The following is a 19,068-nucleotide window of genomic DNA, read 5'->3' on the forward strand; positions in this document are numbered from 1 at the left end:
TTTGTCAGTTATATGTTTTTACTTGTTCAACAGGAACCTGTCGTCGGTAAGCGCACCCAGAAAAGCTACAATATCATCCATTTCCTGGCCTGATAGATTCAAGGGTTTATCCAATGATAAATCCCTGTTAATACCATCTTTAACCACTACCGACGGATTGTTGTAGTATTCTACTACGCTTCGTAAAGTTTTAAATTTGCCGTTATGCATGTATGGAGCTGTTAATGCCACATTACGTAAACCGGGTATTTTAAACTCTCCCAATACAGTACTGTCCTTTGTTATGCTGAACCGGCCGGCATCATTCAAAGTTTTTCCGTTATACAAGCCGATATTTTTAAACCTATCGGCTGTAAAATCTTCACCTGAATGACAGTTGTTACAATTCCCCTTACCTATAAACAGAAGTCGTCCGCGTATAGCGGCTTCTGACATGGCGTTGTCATCTCCATTTATATATCGGTCATAAGGGCTATTGTTTGTTTCCAGCGTCCGTTCAAAAGCAGCCAGTGCTTTCAACAAATTATCTTTATTTGGCGCTGTTTTAAATACTTTTTTAAAAGCGTCTGCATAGAATTTATCGTTATTAAGTCGTTCAATTGCCTCATCAATGGTTAAGCCCATTTCATCAGGCGATGTTATTGGCCCTAAAGCCTGTTCCTCAAGCGATGAGGCACGGCCATCCCAAAAAAAATGAGTACGGCCAGATAAGTTGGTTAATCCCGGAGAATTCCGGGATGTAAGTTTTCCTCCAATACCTTTACTAAATACTGCAGTATCAGCAAAAGCAAATTCCGGTCTGTGGCACGACGAACAATTAATTGTCCGGTCTTTCGATAATATGTTATCAAAAAACAGCTTACTGCCAAGTTGCTCCCGGGTCTGTATCTCGTCGCTACCCGACATGAAACTTAACTGGGTTATCAACAGGAAAACAAAGGCTATCAGTATAAGTATGGTATTTCTTTTTTTCATGATTATTGTAAAGTCATGCAATTATTGAGCATTGGCTACTAGTGCCACGTCGATATCAAAATCATCATAGATCACTTTATCGCCAAGGTTTTCGAAGAAGTTTTTAGAGCGGAACTTAATGTCGTATTTGGTACGGTCTATAGTTATCTTGGCATTAGCAGTTAACTTTTTACCATTTACTGCAATTGTTGCCGGGAAACTCACATCGTTGGTTATCCCTTTAATGGTTAGTTTGCCCTTAACATTGTACTGGTTACCTGTAGTTTTGGTGGCAGAGCTGATTACAAAATTTGCTTTAGGAAACTTCTCTGCACTAAAAAAGTCCTCACTTTTAAGATGTCCAACCAATTTTGCATTTGCACTTTCATCAGTAAGGTCAGCATTGGTTATGGTACGGGTATCAATGTCAAAGCTCCCCGCTTTTAAAGTATTATTCTCTACTGTAAAACTACCGTTGCTTACTTTAACAGATCCACTATGTTCGCCTGTAGCCTTTTTTGCCAGCCAGGTTAATTTACTGCCTTCATTGTCGACTTTAAACACCAATGCTTTAACAACAGCGCCTTTTCCAGGCACCATTTTTTTAGCAGATAAAATTGTTTTGTTAGCGTTTGTTGGTTTTACAGCTCCTGTAAGAACCAATAATGAAGTTGCAGTAATTGCAGAAAGAGTTAGTATTAATTTCATATTCTTTGTTTAATTATTTAGTGGTTTTAAATCCCCTGGTACAAACCTTAGTCTGCACCAGGGGGAGGGATTTCTATTATTTTCCTTTTAAAGTATCATTAGATTTTGCTGATGCATTCGAAGGCACTTCTTCTGCAATCAGTACATCCAACAGATCATTAAACTTCTTTTCGTACTCTTTATAGTATTTACCGGTTACTGTGCCCGTATATCCTGTATAGATCTCGCGCACTTCACCTTTTCTATCTATAATTATGGTAGTTGGAAAAGCAATGAATTTGTTCAGCGCAGGCAGTTTCTGAGATACCACCTTTTTATCTGCAAGGCCACCAAATAAAATGTCATATTTAACATCATACTTGTCTCTTAATTTACCAAGTGTATACTGTGCATATTGCAAGCTATCTTTTTGCTCAAAACCAATAGCAATAGCCTCTACGCCACGCTTTTGATTTTTATTAAACCATGGCGAAAGAAATATAGTCTGATCAGTACAGTTAGGGCACCAGGTACCAACGATCTCAACAATAACCACTTTGCCTTTGTATTTATCATCACTTAAGGATACAGGTTTACCTGTCAGATCAGGAAAAGTAAAGTCAAGCTTTTTATACCCTTCCTTTAAAAAGGTAAGCTTATATGGATCGGGCAATTCAGCCTTATCATCCTTTACCCCATCAAACTTGGTATTGTCGTAAATCCCTGCCGATATTACACCACTGATTGTGCCATCAGCATTAATTTTACCTTTATAAATTTTAGGGCTTGGACCCGTAAAACCCGACAAAACAAATTCATCGCCTTGTACGGTGCCTTCCAATTCACGACTATCGCCTGTAAAATTACACCGGTAAGTTTGTTTCCATTTTGCTTTAACAAGGCCACCTTATTAGGAACCTGCTCTTTAGAATAAAACTTCAGTTCCCATTTACCACTAATGTTTGCAACCGGTGCAACGTCCTTACCAGGTTCAACAAAGCGGTAATTCTTACCATGTTCTGCTGTAAATGGTAACGAGTTACCTCTAAAACCCGGCACCAGACTTCGGTACTCTCCACTTAGTGTTCCATCATCTTCTATTTTGGCAACAAGTGCTGCATCATAGGTATTCATTTTAATAAAAATCGAATCCTTACCCAGCCGGGTTACATGGAAATCATCGCGTCTGGTTCCATTTAATAGTGTAAATGTACCGTGCTCCAGATCTTTCCCTTTAAATTCGAAATTAAATGGTACCTGAGTTTCACTAACATTAAAAACACCCCGCCAAACTCCCTCTTTAATTACTTTCCCCGCATGGTTCTTATCTAAGGCCCATACAGATACGCCTAAAAGCAAGCCCAGGGAGAGTAATAATAATTCTTTAAAAAAATTGCGCTTATTCATCGTTTAAGTTTTATGGTTATACTATTATTTACCTTTTAAGGTGTTACTTGTATCCGTGGCTTGTGCCGTTGGTTCAGGTTCAGCCAATAATTCGTCTAGCACTTTATTAAATTTCTTCTCATAATCATCGTAATACTTACCTGTTACAGTACCAGTATATCCGGTATAAATTTCTCTTACCTCACCTTTTCTGTCTATGATTATAGTAGTAGGAAAAGCAATGAACTTGTTAAGTGCAGGGAGTTTTTGAGCTACCAACTTTTTATCGGCAAGGCCACCAAAAAGTATGTCATACTTGATATCATATTTATCTCTCAGTTTTCCCAGCGTATATTTAGCATACTCCAAACTGTCTTTCTGTTCAAAGCCTATTGCTATGGCTTCTACACCACGCTTTTGGTTTTTATTAAACCATGGCGACAAAAACACTGTCTGATCTGTACAGTTAGGGCACCAGGTACCAATAATCTCTACAATAACTACCTTGCCTTTATACTTGTCATCGCTTAGCGAGACAGATTTACCGTTCAAATCAGGAAAAGTAAAGTCAAGCTTTTTATATCCTTCCTTTAAAAACGTTAGTTTATAAGGATCTGGTAAATCGGCAACATTGTTTTTGGTTGCATCAAATTTGATGTTCTTATAAATTCCAAAACCCTGCTCTCCGGAAAGGGTTCCATCTTCATTTATTTTTCCTTTAATAATGAAAGGGCTAGGGCCTGTAAAACCAGATAAAGCAAATTCATCACCTTGTACAGTACCTTCAATTTCGCGGCTATCGCCAACAACGGTCATTATCACGCCGGTAAGTTTATTGCCCGATTGCTTTAATACGGCAATAGAAGCCGGAACTGCTTCTTTACTATAAAGCTTAAGCTCCCATTTACCGCTTAAATCTGCTTTTGGCTTCACGTCTTTTCCCGGCTCAACAAAGCGATATGCCTTGCCATATTCTGCAGTAAAAGGAAGTGCATTTCCTCTAAAATTAGGCACCAAACTTCTGTATTCGCCAGTTAGCCTTCCATCATCTTCTATTTTGGCTACTAAAGCAGCATCATAGGTGTTCATTTTAACGAATATGGAGTCTTTGCCAATTAGCTGTACATGGAAATCATCGCGACGCGTGCCATTTAAAAGGGTAAACACTGCATGCTGAGGGTCTTTTCCTTTTAGTTCGAAATTAAAGGGAACCTGCGATTCGCTTACGGTAAATACGCCGCGCCATACGCCTTCTTTAATAAATTTTGCAGGTTCAGGTTTAGTTCCTGCAAGTGCTGCACCACTCAATAAAATACCTGCCGACAGGCATTTAGCTTTAAATAGATAATCTTTTAAGTTCATTGTATAGGGTTTTTTAGGTTGTTTAAGAGAATTTTGGGCATAACGATTCCTGCCTCAATAGCCTGGCTATTAGATTCTGACGAATAAATTCAAGAAAATCAATCAGGGAATGCTGTAGAAACTACATGCACATACAACAACAGAATTTTAAATTTTTCATATCACTAGTTAATTTATATTTCTAAAAATCATTTTTTAGAAAACTTTATAAATCATCTATTAATGGTGGAGTTACTAGATGTTGGCAATAAAAATCATCTACTAAGGGGTGGAGCTTTATTAGATTGATGTAAAGGTAATGCTTAGAAATAACAATTCAAAAAAAATCTACTAATTTAGTAGTATTTATTTTTTATGTTATAATTGGCCCTTCTATTGGCCGTTATTGTATATTGTTAAACGTTTATTAATTAACATCCCGGCGTGTTGCAGAAAGCGAGCTGAATGAACTTTCCACCATTGCATAAAGCCACGCAATCTACACAGCCAGGATGTTAATTTTTACCATTAAGCTCATTATATGGTTACCACATTATAAATTGCAGCGAGCCTTTCAACGGTGTAATCTATTTCTTCTATGGTATTATACTTACTAAATGAAAAGCGAACCGTATGACGGGATGGATCTGCATTAATTGCTTTGAGCACATGCGATGCCGACCCTGTAGAGCAGGCACTTCCTCCAGACACAGAAATATTATTCAGGTCCAGATATCCCAGTAAGTCATCAGCACCTTCATGTTGTGGCAGGCTAACACTTAAAACGGTGTAAAGGCTCTTACCCGCATCGCCCGAATTTCCATTAAACTGTACCCCTTCAATTTCGGCCTTCAATTTAAAGATCATCCTGTCTTTTAGTTTCTGTATATACCTTGCGTGTTCATCAATATCACGATATGCAATTTCCAAAGCTTTTGCCAGGCCAATAATTCCATGAATATTTTCAGTTCCTGCACGTAGCCTGCGTTCCTGAGATCCGCCATGGATTAACTTCGAAAGCTGGATCCCATTTTTACAGTAAATAAATCCTACACCTTTTGGCCCATGAAATTTATGTGCTGATGCAGCTATAAAATGTGCTTTCAATTTTGACAGATCATGGCGATAGTGTCCAATGGTCTGAACCGTATCTGAATGAAAAATAGCGTTGCTGCTACAACAGAGCTCGCCAATTAATTCAATGTTGTTTAAATTCCCGATTTCGTTATTGGCATGCATTACCGATACCAATGAGCGTTCCTTATTTTTTAATAGTTGTTGTAGATGTTCAATATCAAGGTTTCCCTTATCATCCGTATTTATAAAGCTTAGGCTTATCTCGCCACGCTTTTTAAGTGCTTCTAATGTATGCAGAACTGCATGATGCTCAAATGGAGTAGTAATTACATGTTTAACCTGCTCAGAATACACACTTGATAATATAGCTGTGTTGTCGGCCTCAGTACCGCCACTTGTAAAAATAATTTCATTAGGTGCAGCATTTAAAAGATCGGCTATGGTATTTCTGGCATTTTCAATAGCGCTTTTTACAATCCTTCCATCTTCATGATGTGATGATGGATTGCCAAAATACTCTAACAGGTAAGGGATAATTTCCTTATAAACCTCTTTGTCCAGTTGGGTGGTTGCAGCATTGTCTAGATAAATTCTCATTTCTTCCTCCTCTTTTTTAATTAATCGTTTATAATTAATCATTCTGTGATGTCAGCTTATGCAGAAGAGGTACAACTCTTTACCATTTTATCTTTCTCCGCATTAGCGGAGCAGGAATTAGCACCTTTTACAAGCAAAGCTGGTACAGGTTGCTAAGACGTCGTAGGGCCTTTCCCTCTGTCTTTCTGGATAAGTAAATTACAAGAACAACTATTGAGTCGCAAATGTATAAATAAAAACTACTAATTTACTAGACTTTATTAAAATAAATTTTAATCCTTGATATTGGCCTGCTTAACCTCAAAAAAAGGCTACTTCTAAAGCGCTGATAATTAAGCTATTATTAGGGTTCGTACAATGCTTAAACAATCGTTACACAATGGCAAAACAATAGATATACAATTTTGGAATGTATAAACCTTGCATAAGGAAACTGAATGGTTCGTTAAAATATAGTTTAAAATAAATACTACCAATTTAGTAGTATTTATTTACATTTGGCTAAGAGGAATTAAATTATGATTAGTCATTTTAACTATTTAGCCTTTGCTATCCCAGCTTTTTTTGTGTTTCTTTTTTTAGAGTATGGGATCGCTGTAAAGCTAAAAAAGGCGCATTTGTTCAAATATGAAAGTTCCATTTCCAACCTCAGTATAGGTATTGCCGAAAGGCTTCTCAATCTCTTTATATCAGCAAGTTTCTACAGCTTGTTCTTTTGGATTTACACCAACTATGCACTTTTCAGCATACCCAATGTTTGGTGGGTATGGGTATTACTGATCCTGGTTACAGATCTTGTTTGGTATTGGTACCACAGACTCGGTCATGAGGTAAATATCCTTTGGGCAGCCCATATCGTACATCATCAAAGCGAAGAATTTAACTTTACAGTATCCGCCAGGATTACCGTTTTTCAAGCCCTGATCAGAAATCTTTTTTGGTGCGTTATACCGCTGCTGGGATTTCATCCTACCATGGTGATCGCTATTCTTGTTGTTCATGGGGCCTATTCCTTCTTTACCCATACTCAGCTGATCAGAAATTTAGGCTGGCTGGAATATATTCTGGTTACACCTTCCATTCATGGGGTTCACCATGCCAGCGATGAGAAATATCTTGATAAGAACTATGGAGATGTATTCGTTTTCTGGGACAAAATCTTTGGAACATTCCAAAGGGAAGAGGAACCACCTAAGTATGGCCTTACACATCCTGTAAAAAGTTATAGTTTCTTATGGCAGCACTTCCATTACTACCTCGAAATTTTAGCGGCGTGTAAAAAGGTACCCGAGGTAAAGACCAAATTAAAAATCATCTTTGGTCACCCTTCCAGACTGGATCAGGAAATCAGGCCAATGCTTGAAAAGAGATACCTGCAACACAAAGCATCCTCTTCTTATCGTTTTAAATTCAGAGGTTATTTAAACATACAAATAATTGTCAGCGTAATTCTGTTAACGTTCATTACCGGCTTATATCCCTACTTTGAGACCGTAGATAAGTTGTTTATTGTTATGTTTGTTCTGCTTACATTGATTAACTGCGGAGCCTTAATGGAACAAAGAAAATGGATTTACTACCTAGAGTATACCCGCCTGTTAACTGTATTTATCTATGTTTTCTGGAAGTCGGACCATATGGAATTACTGCTGCCTTTAGTAGTGCTGCTATTCATTGCAGAGCAACTATTTCGGATTAGTCATTTGTACCGTCACTATGTGCTTAGGTACGATAAAGTTTAAGCGGCATGTTAAAAATACAAAAGGGCCGTCGTCATCTCTCCTATCGTCGAGATGACGGAACAATGTTTGTTGAACTTGTTTCAGAACTTACTCATATTTTAATGCATCAACCGCATTTGCCTTTGCAACCTTGACGGTTTGAAAGCTTACTGTAAGTATGGCAATAAATACAGACAAAAATAAAGCAATTAAAAACGGCCAGGCAGTCATGGCAACTTTATAGTCATATTTCTGCAGCCACCTTACCGCAATAATATAAGCAGCTGGAATAGCAATCATATTTGATAGAATAACCAGTTTTATAAAATCCTTGTTCAATAGAACAAGAATACTTTTCAAATCGGCACCAAGAACCTTTCTGATACTGATTTCTTTACTTCTCTGCTCCGCAATATATAAAGCAAGCCCTAGCAGGCCTAAACAAGAGATAAAAATAGCAAAACAACCAAACAGATTAGAAAGCACACTGAGCAATCGCTCTGTTTTTAGCTTCTGCTGCATACCCTGGTTAACGAACTGGAGATCTGCGGGATAAGAAGGATTAAGTCGAAGGCTAATGTCTTTGATAGACTGAACTGATTTGCTTAGCGATTGATCCGGATTAAGACGAAGCAGCAATACTTTGCTTTGAGCAATGTTGCAATAAAATACGGTAGGTTTTGACTTTGCACCCAGCTGTTCGTTTGTATAATCTTTAACAACACCAATTACATTTAGCGATTGATCGCCCCAGGTAATTTTAGAGCCCACCGGATTTTTAAGCCCCATCGTTCTCACGGCACTTTCATTTAGCAGTAATGATGTTGCTGTATCAGCAACAAATTTAGGTGAGAAATCCCTTCCCATCACCATAGTCGTACCTATCGTTTTTACAAAATCGAAACCTGTACTTCGATAATCTATTATAGAATTATCATTTGCCGCCTTACCTGGCCAGCTAATATCTCCGGTTATGGTGCCTCCCTGAGTAAATGAACTTGCAAATTCTGTTGCCGAAACAATCGCGCCAGCATTTTTTAGCTCCGCTTTAAAGATCTCCAGCTTCTGCAGCTTTAACCACTCGCCTTCCAGATCCAGTTGCACCAGGTTATTCTCGTTAAACCCTAACGGCTTATTTTTCATGAATTGGATTTGGGAATAGATCACAATAGCACAAACGATCATACAAATTGAGATGGTAAACTGCACCACAACAAGTATTTTGCGCATCGGCAATGAGGACTTACCTATTCCGGTAAAGCCTTTTAATACCTTTACAGGTGTAAAAGATGACAAATAAAACGCGGGATAGCTTCCTGCAAGCACACCTGTGAATAAGATTAGCGAGAGTAGTGTTACCCATGTGTAGGGTGACTTGTAATTGATTTGGATAGAGATATCCAGCAGATTATTAAAATAGGGCAGCACACCCTCTAGCAGTACAAATGCAATCAAAATACCAATTAATGAAAGCACAAGTGACTCCATTACGAACTGACCAATCAGCGTTTTTCTGGAAGCGCCAAGTGCCTTGCGCACTCCTACTTCTCTTGCACGTTTTTCTGATCGTGCAGTTGAAAGGTTCATATAATTAATGCAGGCAATTAGCAGAACACAGAACGCCAGAAAAATGAACAGCCTTACCTGATCAATCCTTCCTCCAGCTGACTTACCATTTTCAAAATGATCATAAAGATGGTATTTGCCAAAGGGAAAAAGAAAAGCCTGGAGAGTAGTCTCCTTATCATTTTTCTTAATCAACTGTCTTACTCCAGCATCTGTAACCTCGAAGCTAGCTTTGTCTTTTAACTTGAATAAAGTAAAGCAGGTAATGCTTCCCCAACCATTGTCCTTCTCTCCGGGATGTTCCTGCTCAAAAAATGACCAGGGTTGCAGTGCTTCGAATTGATGGGTCATGTTCTTTGGCAGATCTTCTACTACCGCAGAGACCTTCAGGATCTTACTATTATCCCACTTTACGCTGCTGCCTAAAACGTTCACACTTCCAAATAGCCTCTTAGCCGCTGAGGCAGTAAGTAAAACCGAATTGGGTTCGCTTAAAGCTGTTTCGGGGTTTCCCTGAATAAACTTGTAATCAAATATCTTCAAAAAGCCAGGGTCAACATTTAGGGTAGTCAACTTAAAATTGTTATTGGCAGTACCAAATAATTTCGTTGACTCGCCCATAGCTATCCTACTGGCAGTTTCTACCGAGGGCAAGCTTACCAAAGCAGCACCTGCAAGCTTATTTGGGGTTGCGTCTGTTGTTAAAAGTTTCCCATTTACATTTAGGGTAAGTTTAGCAGCATATATACGGTCTATATCCTTAAATTGTTTATCATAACTCCATTCGTAACCCACATACATCAGGAGCATTAAACAACAGGTCATACCAATGGCTAACCCTCCAATGTTGATCAGAGAAAAACCTTTATTTTTCCAAAGGTTTCTTAAAGCTATTCTAAAGTTGATTAAAAACATATCCGGGGTTTTTCATCTCTTACGCCAAAGATATGCCATTCTCAGAAACAACTCCATACACCTAAATATCGGCCATTTATATTTATGCCGGCGATTTATTGTTCATTTCCGTACAATCTATGTACATAAATGTACAGTTAGGTTTTAAATAAGAAAAGCGGCTCAGGAAGCCAAAGCCCTCGCCGCTTAACTAACTAACCTAATAAATTATGGGGTTACTGTTATCTCTTTTACTGTGGTATAATTGTACTTTTTGAAATTATCATTTACCCTTACGCCTACCCTCACATAGTAAGTAGTGGCATATTTCATTGCTGCATTTGTGGTGATGGCAACTTCGGTATTTTCATTTGGGATAACGGTTACCAGACCATTTGCAGGATCGAAATTATTGTTGCCTACATACTTTGTAGTTGACACGAACAACCTGTAATCAGCAACGGTAGGTTTGGTTTGTCCGGCTGGCGCCTCATTTCTGTTAAACTTAAATTTAGCAGAGATCTTTTTGTCGGCGGTAACTACCAGATCACCCACCCATTCTACAACTACATACGGCACTACATGAAAATCGTGGGTTGTTGTACCCTTGACATCAATTTCCTCTGCTGTTACCGGATAAAAGGGACCCTCAATTGGGCTAATGCGATATTTGCCGGCAAATAACTTGTTGTTTATATAACTACCATCTTGTTTAATATTTAAAAACATGGGGGTTGGTGTACTGCTCCAGCTCAGTTCTTCCATTCTGATTCTGGTGTTCCCCTGGCCTTGTTCAGCCTGTAAACCCTGTCCTTTATCGTCAAGGATTGTTCCTTGCAATACTGCCGAAGGAGCCTCATAATCGTCAATTTTACAGGAATGCAATGCTGCCACTCCTGCAAAAAACAATAACATAAATAATATCTTTTTCATACCTGATTTCTGTAATGGTTAATACTGTTCGTTTTGTTTTAGCTTAGGATTTGCTGCAATCTCAGCACCCGGAATAGCTTCATAATAATATTTAGTAGCCACGGTAAATCTTGAATTGCGCTCTTCCAGTCTGGCATCAAAAATATACTTGCCCTTTACATAATCTGGCGCTTCAGGAACCGATCCTTTAGCAAACAGGAAGGGATTAAGCTTTCTCCAGATTCTCGAATTAACTTCCAGATCGGCAGTTCTCCATCTCAGCATGTCCCACCAAAGCTTATGCTCAAAAGCAAGTTCCTTTCTGCGCTCTATCCTTACAAGCTGCAATCCTCTTGTTGGCGCCAGTACATATGACCCAACACCGGTTCCCGGTGCAAGTGCCGCACCTGCAGAAAGCTCGCCCTGATCTGTTAACAATACCGCTCCTGCCCGCTCACGAATGGCATTGATTTGTACAAAAGCATCATTTTGAAGGTCAACACCGTCTAAGTTATTTACACCATGCTGTGCAAGTTCTAACGCTGCTTCGGCACGGTTTAGCAATACTTCTGCATATCTGATTTCAATCCACGACTGAGTAGACTCATGGAGTTTGGTAAGCGCCGCTGAAACATTTGGATTTAGATATTTACGTCCATGAAAACCGGTAACGGTGGCATTGTTTGAAGAAGTTGGGCCATCCAGACCAGTAGGGTTAATTGACTGCCCAGTAGACAATACAATTGGCACCTGACTATTCCATGTTCCTGCCTGTTTTACGTTTGGATTATAAAATGGATTGGAAGAATAAGCTGCTGTTGAACCCTCTGGCACCAACTTTTGTATAGGGGTGGCCGGATCTATACTTTCGATAAATGTTCCGCGACGAAGATCGGTACGTAGTCCTTTAAAAGCCTGGCCCGGCAATAAAACTGTGCCTCTTAACCTTGGCTCGCAATTTTCAAAAAGCTGTTCTACATAATCATATACGATATAGGTTCCATCAGGCTTAGTGGTCTGTATCTCGCCACGTGAATTCTTTGGCAATCCATCAAAAAGCTCTACATAATCCAAAGTAGGATTAAAACGATCGCCATAAGTTGAAGTCATGTGTGGCGGCGAATAAACTGCATCGAAACTATGTACATTTTCTACAAAGGAATAACCTTTTGAGAAGATCGTTTCGGGACTCTCCGTGTCCAGAAAAAGTGCAGCATAATTATTTGCAGAAGCAATTTTATCTGTGGGCGACCATGTTTTTTTATAAAGAGAATACTTACCTTCAATCATTTTTGCAGCCTGAAAGCTTAATTTAAAATAATCATTGGCCTTTGCCGCCGGAATGCCATTAAGCATTATGCCATCAACAACATATTGAGTACCATATCTGGCCTTTGAACCGGCAAAAAGTGCAACGCGCGATTTAAATGCCGCAGCAATATTCTTATTTACACGTCCCTTTTGCTCACTTGCCTCATTCATGTTTGTAATGGCATAATCAAGATCTGCCAGTATAAAATCATAAACTTCCTGTTCACTGCTTCTTGGAATCTGCAATTCTTCTACGTTGGCATTTAAAGCCTGAACCTGACTTGTAATAGGTACTCCTCCGTAACGCTTTACCAAAGCAAAATATGTAAAAGCACGAATAAAACGTGCTTCAGCTATCCATTTATCAACCTTTGGCTGTGTTAGTGACGCGGCATAAGCAGGTAAATTTTCGATCAGATAGTTGGAATAGCGAATAACCTGGTAACCGCTTTTCCAGTACCCTCTGGCAGGATTTACAAAACCTCCGTTGTTTCGATTGGCATTTTCTCCGGTATTTAACATGGGTAAGGCGATTTGATTCCAGGTATTAAACCCTTCTGTGCCATCGCCGGCACTGTATTTAAAATCCTCAATAGGCATGCGGCTATAGAGAGCGGCCATATAGGCCTGCATTCCCGCATCTGTGAACAGATCCTTATCCTGTACAATATTTACAGGGGCAATGTCCAGTTTATTACAAGCGCATACTGCTCCAAAAAGAAGCATAAATGCTATATATTTTAATTGTTTCATAATCATTTGTCTGGATCCTTATTAAAAGCTAATGCTTGTTCCGAAATTAATTGTACGGCTGATTGGATAGATGTACCCATAAAGTTCTGAAGGGCGCTCGGGGTCTAATCCTTTAATCTTCGTAATGGTTAGCAGGTTGTATCCGTTGGCATATACGCGTAATCCTTGTATCCCTATTTTTGTAAGTATTTTTTTAGGAAGTGAATAACCAAGCTCAGCGCTCTTTAAACGCATATAAGCACCATTTTGAATCGCCCTGCGCGAATTGTCGTTAATAACCGTTCCCGTATAAGCGTAGTATCCTTGTACCCATTTATTGGCGGGATCATAAGGATCTGCTTTGGGATCAACAGGATGCCATCTGTCCATAAACATATCCAGCGCATTTCCATCGAAGGCCAATGGCTCTCTAAAGGCTTCAGGATAGGAAACATAAGACATTGCGCCGCCCTGGAAAAGCAGGTTCAGATCAAAACCCTTGTAATCGAAACCAAGGTTAAGCCCAAAATTTAGCAATGGATAGTTATGCCGGGCATCGTTTCCATCAGCACTGGTACTGTTTGGATTAATGGCAGTAGCAACTGGATAACGGTCCAGATCATCAAAAGTCCCGTCGCCGTTCCAATCCTCGTAAATGTAATCGCCAGGAAGTGTACCTCTACCGGTAAACTGGTTATAATTGGCAATCTGCTCAAATGATTGAAACTGTCCTACATACCCAAAGCCAAACCATACATCATTATAGCGGTTGAGTTTGTTGTTTCTCCAGTTTTCCTGTGAATTTCCTGCACGTCCAAGTTCTTCATAAATAATTTTAGTACGTGTTAACGATACATTTCCGCTGATGTTATAGCCCAGCTCTCCGAACCTATTTCTGTGACTTAATGCAAGTTCAAGCCCGCGCGTTTCATCACTATTCAGGTTTTCCTGTGGCATATTTGCACCAAATGAACCGGGTACAGTTACCAAACGGTTGCCTAAAAGTCCATCCCTGCGGCGTTTAAATGCATCAAATGTAATCCCAAGTTTGCCTTTCCACAATTCAGCATCTAACCCGATATTGGTTGTTTTAACCTCTACCCATGTGAGGTCTGGATTTGGTACTGCTCTAAAGCCAACTGAGTTAACAAAACCGCCATCAAACATATAACCCCCACCAAGTGCTTCTCTGTTTCCATTAAACGGATAATCGTAGCCCGAAAGGAACTGATACCTTACGTTTCCATCATCGCCCATAATACCATATGACGCCCTGATTTTCAGGTTATCGATAAATGACAGTGATGAATTATTTTTCATGAAAGATTCTTCAGATATGCGCCATCCAACAGAAGCACCCGGAAAGAACCCAAATTGTTTCTTATCAGAAAACCTCGAAGAACCATCATAACGAAAGCTAAACTCGGCAAGGTATTTCCCTGAAAAATCATAGTTCAATCTGCCTATTACAGCTCTGGTTGCTGTTTCAGATACACCGTCAATATTGGTATTTGCCACCTGGCCTAGTGCTTTTCCGGCAAATAGGTATTCAACAGGCAAGGCAAGATCACGCTGTGCAAAAAAATTATCGGCACTCGAAGTACCTTCTTCGTAGAGTACTAAGGCGTTTATGTTATGTTTCTTTATACTTTTTACATAATTCAACGAGAGTTGCAATAATGAGTTAGGTGTTGTGCTATACCTTCTAAGCAACTGATCGGGACCATTCTTATTATAGGCGGTATAAGAATCGCTTGCTGCATTATAATCATATACGTTATAACCTTTTCTATAATCCTTAAAATTGTTATTTCTGGCATCGTACGAGAACAATCCCCTTGCGGTTAATCCATCAAGATATGGCACCTGATAGTCTAATGAAAACTGGCTCTGTAACCAGCTGTTCTGGTCTTTTTGGTAACCCGATAAATCACTATCTGAATTTGCTCCGGGATGTTCGAAAACTGGCTTATACAGATAATCAGGATTATTATTTGCATAATAGGTTTCGTTTGGCTGTGCTCTCCATAATTGCGAAAACAGCTGCCAGGAAGGAACTTTAGGATTCATTTTATTCTCTAAAATACCGTTAAGTTTTAAAGAGGCTTTTAAACGATTAGAGATCTGGGCGTTTAAGTTAGAGCGCAGATTATACCTGTCATATTTTAAGGAATTGCTTTTCCAGATTCCTTCTTGCCTGGCATAACCAAGGTTAATGAAATAATCTATCTTAGTATCACCTGAACTGCCACTGGCACTAAGGTTTTGCTGGAACTGAGGTGCAAAATCACGCATTGTCATGTCATACCAGTTGGTACCTGTTTTTGTTCCATTACGATAAGGGGCAAAATCTTCATCGTTATACGTTAGTACAGGTCCATCAACTCTATGCATGGTCTTCTCGTTCATTAGCGTGAAACGGTCAATTACACCTACAGGCTCAGGCAATCCGATTGGTGTTTGCTGACCATAATAAGCAGCATAAGTAATTTCCGGCTTGCCAGATTTCCCTTTTTTGGTGGTTACGAGTACAACCCCATTAGCAGCTCTTACTCCATACACCGCAGCAGCTGCATCTTTTAGAACTGAAATACTCTCGATCTCATTAGGATCAAGACGAGTAATATTATCGCGCGGTACCCCATCAATAACAATTAACGGATTACCAAAGCCCCGGATATCAAATTGATTGGTAAAAACACCAGGCTCTGATGTTCTTTGTACAACACGAAGCCCGGGAACTTTACCGGTTAGCATGTTCTGTACGTTCTGTGTTTTGGTTGTTGAGATCTCGGCATTGGAAACAGAGGCAATGGATCCGGTAAGGGTGGCTTTTTTCTGTGTACCATACCCTACAACAACCACTTCTCCAAGGCTGTTACCGCTGTCAGAAAGTATAATATTTAATGGCCCGCCGCTTGTAACCTGCACTTCTTTAGGTTGAAAACCAACAAAGGAAATTAACAGAGAAGAACCTGTGGGAACAGAGATAGAAAACTCTCCGTTATTGTCGGCTGAAGTTCCTCCTGAACTTCCCTTCACTTTTATCGCGGCACCAATTAAAGGCCCGCCGGCGGCATCCGTAACCTTACCTTTTACGGTAATGTTCTGCGCATATGTATAGGTTGTAATACAACATGCGAGTAAGAAAAATAGTAGTCTTTTCATACTTAGTTTTGGTTTAATATTTGGTTTATTTAAACACTAAGTAATTTAATAGCCTTAAAAAAGGCTTAAAAATGTCTTAGTTGGAGAAAAAATCTTAGAAAAAATTTCATATTCCACATAGAAGCTATATTGGAAGGGGATTTGCCAAATTTGCTTATCTTAGCGAGACCAGATATGACTATGGGATTAAAATTCTACCTGACTTGTTTTGCCTTTCTTTTTATAACTCCGAAGATCACAAATGCACAGTATTATGGCCTTTGTTTTACGGGGCATGAGACTATACAGGAAAAAAGAACAGGACTGGACCTGACCGCTGCTGATCCACTATGTTTCAATAACACCTTTGAGCTATCGTTCGATTTTTCTTTTATGACAGGCCATACCGATTACTTTGGTTATATATTCCGAATTGTAGATCAGGAAAAACGAAACATCGACCTTATATACGATAAAAGCCTGGAGGCAAAAAACCATCTTAAGTTGGTTATAGGTGATAAGATGTCGAACATTGAGTTCGATATAAAACTAGACAAGCTGTTTAAAAACTGGTACAACATAAAGCTCAAGTTTGATCAGGAAAACCAGGAACTGGTTCTTACCGCTGATGGCAAAGTTTATCGTGAGAAAATCCCCTTAAAAAAGAATTGTTACAGAATCTGCTTTGGTGCCAATAATTATAAGGAACATGAAGTGAAGGATGTGCCGCCAATGAAGATCAAAGAGATAAAAATAACTGAGGATGACAAGCTAACACATCACTGGCCATTAAATGAATATACCGGATTAAGTGCAACAGAAAAGATTAAAGGAAAAAATGCCGGAGTAATTAATCCGAACTGGATTAGAAAAATGCACATTGAATGGGAACTCGTTAAATCTGCTGAGGTTGCAGGATCGGCAAGTGTTGCCTTTGATGCTGATCGCGAACGGGTATTTGTAGTAACTGAAAAATCCTTGCAGACTTACGATGTAAAAACGGAAAAAACAACTATCGCCGATTATAAATCCGGATTGCAGCCAATGCTTTATGGAAATCAATCTATTTATCAAAATGAACTGGGGCTATTAAATTTCTATGTAGATTTTTCACTAATGAGTGGGTTCAATTTTAGCAATAACACATGGGATAGCAAGTATACTGGCGAAAACGTACCTACAAATTTCTGGCATTTAAACAAGTTCTACTCTGCAAATGACAACAGTCTGTATTTTATTGGGGGCTATGGACATTATAACTATAAACGAGATGTTCAGCGCTATCATTTTAAAGATAAAAAACTAAGTTCGGTTAAAACAAGCGGAGATTTTACTCCACGCTACCTTGCTGCACTGGGTGCAACGAAAAACGGCGCTTACATACTTGGAGGATATGGAAGTACGACCGGTCAGCAGATTCTGAATCCAAAGAACCTCTACGACCTCAGCTTTTATGATGTTGAACACAAAACTTTCAAAAAGCTATTTGAGCTGAATCCCGGAAAGGAAGAATTCGCTTTCGCAAACTCCATGGTTATTGATGAGAAGGAACAATCTTTTTATGCCCTCACGTTTGTAAACCACATATTTAATTCTTCTTTGGCTATGATCAAGGGATCGCTTAAAAATCCTTCCTATGAATTTGTAGGCAGCCGCATTCCTTATACTTTCCACGACATATCATCGTTTGCAGACTTGTATTATTGTAAGGTTAGCAAAAAGTTTGTAGCCGTATTGCTTTATTATGATCAGAAAGCAAACAGTTCCTCCGTTAAGATCTATACTTTACATGCCCCTCCCGAAATACAACAGGCAGTGCACAATACCCCACCCCGTTTTACAATAAACTGGTATATGGTAATTTCAGGAGCGCTAATTCTGTGCATGTTATATTTAGGATACAAACGAATCAGAAACAAAAAGACATTAGCTAAGCCCTCAGTTAAAGTACCGGTAATAACCCTTAAAGAACCTGAACTGGTAAACATAAAGCAAGAAAATACTGATATGCCTGATGATATAAGAAATACCATGTTTCTGTTTGGCGACCTTCAGCTATTTGACAGAGAAGGAAAAGATATTACCAAGCTCTTTACCCCAGTAATAAAAGAGCTTTTCCTGCTAATATTATTGTTTACCGTGCGCTGGGGACGAGGCGTTAGTTCAGAAAAACTGGAAGAGATTTTATGGGCCGACAAGTCTGTTGGCAGCGCCAGGAATAACAGATCTGTTAGTATTGCAAAGCTGAAGCTGCTTCTGGAAAGCATGGATAGCTGTGAGATATCTAAAGAGACCGGTTACTGGAAAATGCTGATCGATTACGACAAGATCAGAATAGACTATAAAGAATATCTGAATATTGTTAAAAGCAAAACCGACATCAACAAAAACAAGATCATAGATCTTACAAAAATTGTATCTCGGGGTGGGTTTCTTTCAAATGCAGAATACAGCTGGCTGGATCCTTTGAAGTATGAAATTTCAAACGAGATCATCGATACTTACCTCCATATGGCGGCAAGCATGAAGATCTCGGATGATCCTGAATTTTTAATATCTTTAGCGGATTGTGTATTTAACTTTGATCCGGTAAATGAAGAAGCCATGGCAATTAAATGCCAGGCTCTTGTATTTTTAGGTAAGCACTCTCTGGCTAAATCTATATTCGAGAATTTCAATAAAGAATATAAAGCCATTTATGCAGAAAGCTTTAATAAAACCTTTCAGGAAATACTGGGGTAAT

At 39.1% G+C, this 19,068-nt stretch carries 12 protein-coding genes and 1 riboswitch; of the genes, 2 read left to right on the forward strand and 10 right to left on the reverse strand.

Annotation, left to right across the window (positions count from 1 at the left end; genetic code table 11):
• Positions 1–18 precede the first annotated feature (18 nt).
• The 6 genes from HQN86_RS14570 to HQN86_RS14590 form a co-directional block, all read right to left on the reverse strand.
• Complete coding sequence (locus HQN86_RS14570) at positions 19–975, reverse strand: cytochrome-c peroxidase (RefSeq protein WP_172661635.1); 957 nt, start codon at positions 973–975, stop codon at positions 19–21.
• Positions 976–996: 21 nt separating this feature from the next.
• Complete coding sequence (locus HQN86_RS14575; RefSeq protein WP_172661636.1) at positions 997–1,662, reverse strand: YceI family protein; 666 nt, start codon at positions 1,660–1,662, stop codon at positions 997–999.
• 76 nt (positions 1,663–1,738) lie between these two features.
• Positions 1,739–2,482, reverse strand: a complete 744-nt coding sequence (locus HQN86_RS26745) for a peroxiredoxin family protein (RefSeq protein ID WP_216854410.1) — start codon at positions 2,480–2,482, stop codon at positions 1,739–1,741.
• Complete coding sequence (locus tag HQN86_RS26750; RefSeq protein WP_216854411.1) at positions 2,374–3,048, reverse strand: hypothetical protein; 675 nt, start codon at positions 3,046–3,048, stop codon at positions 2,374–2,376. The genes HQN86_RS26745 and HQN86_RS26750 overlap by 109 nt, the downstream gene beginning before the upstream one ends.
• A 24-nt stretch (positions 3,049–3,072) precedes the next feature.
• Positions 3,073–4,389: a peroxiredoxin family protein gene (locus tag HQN86_RS14585; RefSeq protein WP_172661637.1), complete on the reverse strand. Its 1,317-nt coding sequence runs from the start codon at positions 4,387–4,389 to the stop codon at positions 3,073–3,075.
• A gap of 516 nt (positions 4,390–4,905) precedes the next feature.
• A complete protein-coding gene (locus HQN86_RS14590) occupies positions 4,906–6,042 on the reverse strand; it encodes a cysteine desulfurase family protein (protein WP_172661638.1) in 1,137 nt (378 codons plus the stop codon).
• Positions 6,043–6,126: 84 nt separating this feature from the next.
• A riboswitch (SAM riboswitch) is annotated at positions 6,127–6,238 on the reverse strand.
• Between the two features lie 322 nt (positions 6,239–6,560).
• On the opposite strand from HQN86_RS14590, the gene HQN86_RS14595 reads away from it, so the two are divergent.
• Positions 6,561–7,784, forward strand: a complete 1,224-nt coding sequence (locus HQN86_RS14595; RefSeq protein ID WP_216854412.1) for a sterol desaturase family protein — start codon at positions 6,561–6,563, stop codon at positions 7,782–7,784.
• Between the two features lie 87 nt (positions 7,785–7,871).
• On the opposite strand, the gene HQN86_RS14600 is transcribed toward HQN86_RS14595, so the two are convergent.
• The 4 genes from HQN86_RS14600 to HQN86_RS14615 all read right to left on the reverse strand — a co-directional run bounded on the left by HQN86_RS14600 (position 7,872) and on the right by HQN86_RS14615 (position 16,346).
• Entirely contained in the window at positions 7,872–10,244 is a 2,373-nt protein-coding gene (locus HQN86_RS14600) for an ABC transporter permease (protein ID WP_172661639.1), read from the reverse strand.
• A 207-nt stretch (positions 10,245–10,451) separates the two neighbouring features.
• Positions 10,452–11,156: a DUF3823 domain-containing protein gene (locus HQN86_RS14605; RefSeq protein WP_172661640.1), complete on the reverse strand. Its 705-nt coding sequence runs from the start codon at positions 11,154–11,156 to the stop codon at positions 10,452–10,454.
• An 18-nt stretch (positions 11,157–11,174) separates the two neighbouring features.
• A complete protein-coding gene (locus tag HQN86_RS14610; protein ID WP_172661641.1) occupies positions 11,175–13,199 on the reverse strand; it encodes a RagB/SusD family nutrient uptake outer membrane protein in 2,025 nt (674 codons plus the stop codon).
• A gap of 21 nt (positions 13,200–13,220) precedes the next feature.
• Positions 13,221–16,346, reverse strand: coding sequence for a SusC/RagA family TonB-linked outer membrane protein (locus HQN86_RS14615; RefSeq protein WP_172661642.1), 3,126 nt, complete (start codon positions 16,344–16,346; stop codon positions 13,221–13,223).
• A 180-nt stretch (positions 16,347–16,526) separates the two neighbouring features.
• Here HQN86_RS14615 and HQN86_RS14620 point away from each other — a divergent pair, with 180 nt between their 5' ends.
• On the forward strand, positions 16,527–19,067 hold the full coding sequence (locus HQN86_RS14620; RefSeq protein WP_172661643.1) for a Kelch repeat-containing protein: 2,541 nt from the start codon (positions 16,527–16,529) through the stop codon (positions 19,065–19,067).
• Position 19,068: the final 1 nt, after the last annotated feature.

Source organism: Pedobacter panaciterrae, assembly GCF_013204795.1.
GTDB lineage: Bacteria > Bacteroidota > Bacteroidia > Sphingobacteriales > Sphingobacteriaceae > Pedobacter > Pedobacter panaciterrae.